Consider the following 5,370-nt stretch of genomic DNA (forward strand, 5'->3'; position numbering starts at 1 on the left):
TCCGCTGACAGAACCGTCCGCTGAGACACCCGTGCCGGCAGCCGTGCTCACCCGACGACCGGGTGGCACGGCTGCCTGTCGTCCGGGACCGGCTCCGACCTCGGGGAAGGCCCCGCGTAGGGTTTGACCCATGAGCGAGGACAGCGGGACGGCGAGCACACGGCTGATCCACCCCGGCCTGCTCGACATCGTGCCGGATGTCAGCGCCCCGGCGGACCCGCGGACGGTCACCACCGCGCTGACCGGCTTCCGGGACGTCGAGATCGGGGTCTGGGACATCACTCCGGGCGTGGCCGAGGACGTCGAGGTGGACGAGATCTTCCTGGTCCTGGCGGGAGCCGGCCGGGTCGCCTTCGAGGACGGGTCCTCCATCGACCTGCGCCCCGGCGTCCTCGTACGGCTCGTCGCGGGCGATCGTACGGTCTGGACCATCGACGAGCCGCTCAGGAAGCTCTACCTCGCCTGAGCCGGCCCGAGGGGTACGCCGGGTCAGGCCGCGGCGCGGTCGGCCAGGGGGCGGCGGCGCAGTGCGGTGTCGGTCAGGGAGCGCGGGGGAAGCGGGGCGTTCGGGTTGTACAGGTTCGTCCCGGGCGGCACGATGGCGTCGATTCGGTCGAGGGCCGCGTCGTCGAGGGTGAGCTCGGCTCCCTTGAGGAGGTCGTCCAGCTGCTCTGCGGTCCGCGGTCCGATGATCGCGGAGGTGACGGCGGGGTGGGCGACGGTGAAGGCCACGGCCAGTTGCGGGAGGGTGCAGCCGAGGTCGGACGCGAGTTCGACGAGCCGTTCGACGGCGTCGAGCTTGGCGGCGTTCGCGGCGATCTCGGGATCGAACTGCTCCGGCCGGATCGTGGGACGGCCGGTCGACAGGTCGACGGGCCGGTCCTTGCGGTACTTGCCGGTGAGGAACCCGAAGGCGAGCGGGCTCCAGACCAGCACTCCCATCCCGTACCGCCGGCAGACGGGCAGGACCGAGGACTCGATCCCGCGCGCGAGGATCGAGTAGGGCGGCTGCTCGGTGCGGAAGCGGCCGAGGCCGCGCCGCTCGGAGACGTGGTGCGCCTCGGCGATCTCCTCGGCGGGGAACGTCGAGCAGCCGAAGGCGCGGATCTTCCCCTGGGTGACGAGGTCGGTCAGAGCCGAGAGCGTCTCTTCGATGTCGGTCTCGGGGTCGGGCCGGTGGATCTGGTAGAGGTCGATCCAGTCGGTGTCCAGGCGCCTGAGGCTGTCCTCGACCGCCTTGAGTATCCAGCGCCGTGAGTTGCCGCTGCGGTTGCGGCCCTCGCCCATCGTGAAGTGAACCTTGGTGGCGAGCACGACGTCGTCGCGGCGCCCCCGCAGCGCCTTGCCCACGATCTCCTCGCTCTCGCCCTGTCCGTACATGTCGGCGGTGTCGACGAAGTTGATCCCCCGGTCCAGGGCGGTGTGGATGATGCGGGCGCAGTCGTCGTGGTCGGGGTTGCCGAGAGCCTGGAACATCATCGTCCCGAGACAGTGGACGCTGACCTCGATGCCGGTTCCGCCGAGGGTGCGATAGCGCATGGCGAAGCTTCCTTAGGGGTGCAAAAGGAGTAGATAGAGCGACTGGGCTTCGATCGCACCCGGCACTCTAGGATCTAGAGTCGGCTCTAGGTCAACCCGCTAACCTCGACGGCATGGCCGAGATCGCCGCTACTCTGAGCATCGGACAGGTCGCGGAGCGCACCGGTTTGAGCGTTCACGCGCTGCGCTTCTACGAGCACGAGGGACTCTTCGTCAACCCCGTGCGACGCGGTCCCGGCGGGCGCCGCTTCTACAGCGAGGACGACGTGGACTGGCTCACCGTCTGCGTCATCCTGCGCGCCTCGGGTCTGCCCCTGCCCGCGCTCCGCCGGTACACCGAGCTCGTCAGGGAGGGCGCGGGCAACGAGGCGGAACGGCTCGCGCTCCTGCGCGAGCACCGCGTGCACGTCACCACCCAGCTCGACCGGCTCGCCCGGTGCCTGGACCTGATCACCTTCAAGATCGGTGTGTACGAGGACCTGCTCGACCGCCCTCCGGCGGAACGTGCCGGCGGTTCACCCGGGCAGCCGGTGGTAGGCGACCAGGGCGCAGGCTGAGACGGCGCAGGCCGCGGTGACGGCTCCCAGCACCCAGCCGTACCCGGCGGCGTGTGCCAGGGCCATCGCGCCCAGCGGCGCGAGCGCCTTGCCGGCCACGGCGAACAGGGCGACGCGTCCCGACAGGGTGGCGTAGGCGGTGGTGCCGTACCGTTCGGCGAGCAGGTGCGGCAGCGTGATGGTGGCCACCCCGAAGCCGAGGCCGAACAGCAGCACGCAGCAGATCGCCCCGCCCGCGGTGGCGCCGACCAGTGGCAGCAGGAGCGCGCCGACGCCCTGGACGGCGAAGATCGCGGCGGCGACCGGGGCGGCGGCCCAGCGGCGGCGCAGTCCGGTGGTGACCAGGCGGCCGGTGACCGACAGCACGCCGAGCAGGCCGGCGACTGTGGCGGCGAAGACGGGCGGGTGGCCGAGGTGGACGAGGTAGGTGACGAGCAGCACGGCGACGGTGGCGACCGCGCCGCTGTGCGCGGTGAAGGCCACGGCCAGCAGCCGGAACGGCCGGCCCCGCACCGCCGCCCTGACCAGGTCCTCACGGTCGCCGGCGGTGGAGCGGGCCCGGACGGCGTGCCGGGCCGGGTTCCGCACCACCAGGGCGTGCAGCGGGATCGCGAGGACCCCGTAGCCGACGGCCAGGACGACCAGGGCCTGACGCCACCCGTACGTCTGGACCAGCAGGCCGGTCAGGGGCAGGAAGACGGCGGAGGCGAACCCGGCCACGATGGTGACGGCGAGCAGCGCGCCGGCCCGCCCGCGCTCGTCGAACCAGGCGACGATGACGGCGAACGCGGGCTCGTACAGCACCATGGCCGAGGCGACCCCGATGGCCAGGAAGACGGCGTAGAGCTGGGGCAGGGTGCTCACCTGGGACCAGGCCAGCACGGCGAGGGCGCCGAGCAGCGAGCCGGCGGTCATCAGCGCTCGCCCGCCGTGGGCGTCCAGCCGTCGCCCGGCCAGGGGGGCGCACAGCGCGGTGGTGAGCACGGCGAGGGTGAGCGCGGCGGCGACCTGGGTGCCGCTCGCCCCGAGGTCGCGGCGCATGGGCAGGAGGACGACGGAGAAGGCGTAGTAGAGCACGCCGTAGCCGATCGTCTGGGTGACGGCCAGGGCCGCGACGACACGCCGGCCGTGTGATCGGTCGCCGCCGGTTCCTGAGGCCGCGGTCAGCGGCTTCCACCGGCCGAGGTGTCCGGCGGGGTTCGGCACCTCTCATGGATAGACCGTCTTGCGGGGCGCTGTCGAGCCCGCACGACGGCGGGTACTCATGTCGGCTGAGTATCGGTACTCAGGGCGTCGCGGACGGGGTCCAGCAGACTCGGGGCCATGAGATTGTTCCGAGCCGGTCGCCGTTATGTCTCCCGATTCGACCGGGGCGTCTTCGCCGCGTATCTCGCCGGCGCCTACGCACTGATCGTCGTCGTCGCGACGATCTATGTTGAGATCAGCATCCGTCAGCCCGGCAGTCAGGGCCTGGAGACCCTGGTCCTGCTCGCGGTCACGGCGCCGATCTCGATGCTCCTCATCTACGTACCCCTCCACTGGCTCCCCGCCGAGGTCGTCATCTGGCTCTATTCCGCGAGCGGGCTGGCACAGGCTTGGCTGCTCTGGCTGATCGCGCGGGGACGCAGGAAGAAGGTGCCGCCCACGGTTGTGTGAAGAAGGGTGTCAAATTATGCTGCGCTAGAAGTTAATAAACTTTCCTAATCAGGGCAGGTCTCGGGCGGGCGGTCGAACAGGGCGCGCCCTTGACCCCCTGTCCCCGAAGGAGTCGTTCGTGAGGCGAAGCGCAGTCACGAAGATCTTCACGGCCGTCGCGGTGCTGATGGCGCCCCTGGTGCCCTCCGGCGCGAACGCGGCCACGGCCGCCGACCCCCTGGTCTCCCAGGGCAAACCCGTGACGGCCTCCTCGATCGAGGCCGCCGGCCTGGAGCCGGACAAGGCGGTGGACGGCAGCACGTCCACCCGCTGGGCCAGCGCCGAAGGGGTGGACCCCCAGTGGATCCAGGTGGACCTCGGCTCCGCCCACACCGTCTCCCGGGTGCGGCTGACCTGGGAGGTCGCCTACGCCCGGGCGTACCGGGTGCAACTCTCGGCCGACGGGTCGGCCTGGACCGACGTCCACTCCACCACCGCGGGCGACGGGGCGGTCGACGACCTCACGGTCAGCGGCGCCGGCCGGTACGTGCGGGTGCACGGCACGCAGCGCGGCACCCCGTGGGGCTACTCCCTGTGGGAGCTGGAGGTCTACGGCGCCCCCACGGGAAGCGGCGGCGGCACCCCGGTGCAGGCCAACGGTCAGCTGCGGGTGTGCGGCCTCAAGCTCTGCAACGAAAGCGGCAAGCAGATCCAGCTGCGCGGCATGAGCAGCCACGGCATCCAGTGGTACGACCAGTGCCTCAACAGCTCCTCCCTCGACGCGCTGGCCACCGACTGGAAGGCCGACGTCCTGCGCATCTCGATGTACATCCAGGAGGGCGGGTACGAGACCAACCCCCGGCTGTTCACCGACCGGGTGCACGCCCTGATCGAGATGGCCACGGCTCGCGGGATGTACGCCATCGTCGACTGGCACATGCTCACCCCCGGCGACCCGATGTACAACCTGAGCCGGGCCAGGACCTTCTTCACCGAGATCGCCCAGCGGCACGACGGCAAGAAGAACGTCCTGTACGAGATCGCGAACGAGCCCAACGGCGACGCCGTCACCTGGTCCGTCATCCGCGACTACGCGCACCAGCTCATCCCGGTGATCCGGCAGCACGACGCCGACGCGCCGATCCTGATCGGCACCCGCGGCTGGTCGTCCCTCGGCGTCTCCGCCGGCGGCGACGAGACCGAGATCGTCAACAATCCGGTCAACGCCTCCAACATCATGTACACGTTCCACTTCTACGCGGCCTCCCACGGCGCCGAGTACCTCAACACGCTCGCCAGGGCCGCCGACCGGCTGCCGATCTTCGTGACCGAGTTCGGCACCCAGAGCGCCTCCGGTGACGGGGCGAACGACTTCAGCCGGTCACAGCAGTACCTCGACCTGATGGCCCAGAAGAAGATCAGCTGGGTGAACTGGAACTTCTCCGACGACTTCCGTACCGGAGCCGTCTTCACCACCGGGACCTGCCCGAACGGCCCGTTCGCCGGGACGAGCAGGCTCAAGGAGGCCGGCGTCTGGGTCCGTGACCGGATCCGCACCGCCGACGACTTCTGACGCGGTAACGGTCGCGGGGGGGGGCGCGCCCCCCCCCCCCCCCCCCCCCCCCCCCCCCCCCCCCCC

The 5,370-nt window shown here is 70.8% G+C and carries 6 protein-coding genes; 4 read left to right on the top strand and 2 right to left on the bottom strand.

From position 1 onward, the window contains the following. The first annotated feature begins 130 nt into the window (after positions 1-130). The gene (locus OUY22_RS35425) at positions 131-466 is read left to right on the top strand and encodes a cupin domain-containing protein (RefSeq protein ID WP_270159686.1); all 336 of its coding nucleotides are present in this window, start codon (positions 131-133) and stop codon (positions 464-466) included. 23 nt (positions 467-489) lie between these two features. Here the strand turns inward: OUY22_RS35425 and OUY22_RS35430 are convergent, their stop codons facing one another. After that, the gene (locus tag OUY22_RS35430) at positions 490-1,539 is read right to left on the bottom strand and encodes an aldo/keto reductase (RefSeq protein WP_270159687.1); all 1,050 of its coding nucleotides are present in this window, start codon (positions 1,537-1,539) and stop codon (positions 490-492) included. Between the two features lie 113 nt (positions 1,540-1,652). Here OUY22_RS35430 and OUY22_RS35435 point away from each other — a divergent pair, with 113 nt between their 5' ends. Then, entirely contained in the window at positions 1,653-2,096 is a 444-nt protein-coding gene (locus OUY22_RS35435) for a MerR family transcriptional regulator (protein WP_270159688.1), read from the top strand. Here the strand turns inward: OUY22_RS35435 and OUY22_RS35440 are convergent. Continuing rightward, complete coding sequence (locus OUY22_RS35440) at positions 2,055-3,302, bottom strand: MFS transporter (RefSeq protein ID WP_270159690.1); 1,248 nt, start codon at positions 3,300-3,302, stop codon at positions 2,055-2,057. The two genes, OUY22_RS35435 and OUY22_RS35440, sit on opposite strands and share 42 nt — an antisense overlap. Before the next feature lie 117 nt (positions 3,303-3,419). Between OUY22_RS35440 and OUY22_RS35445 the strand changes: the two genes are divergently transcribed. Next, positions 3,420-3,752, top strand: coding sequence for an SCO4225 family membrane protein (locus tag OUY22_RS35445; RefSeq protein WP_270159691.1), 333 nt, complete (start codon positions 3,420-3,422; stop codon positions 3,750-3,752). A 118-nt stretch (positions 3,753-3,870) separates the two neighbouring features. Next, positions 3,871-5,304, top strand: coding sequence for a cellulase family glycosylhydrolase (locus OUY22_RS35450; protein WP_333486856.1), 1,434 nt, complete (start codon positions 3,871-3,873; stop codon positions 5,302-5,304). Positions 5,305-5,370: the final 66 nt, after the last annotated feature.

Origin of the sequence: Nonomuraea corallina (genome assembly GCF_027620315.1) — a bacterium.
Lineage (GTDB): Bacteria > Actinomycetota > Actinomycetes > Streptosporangiales > Streptosporangiaceae > Nonomuraea > Nonomuraea corallina.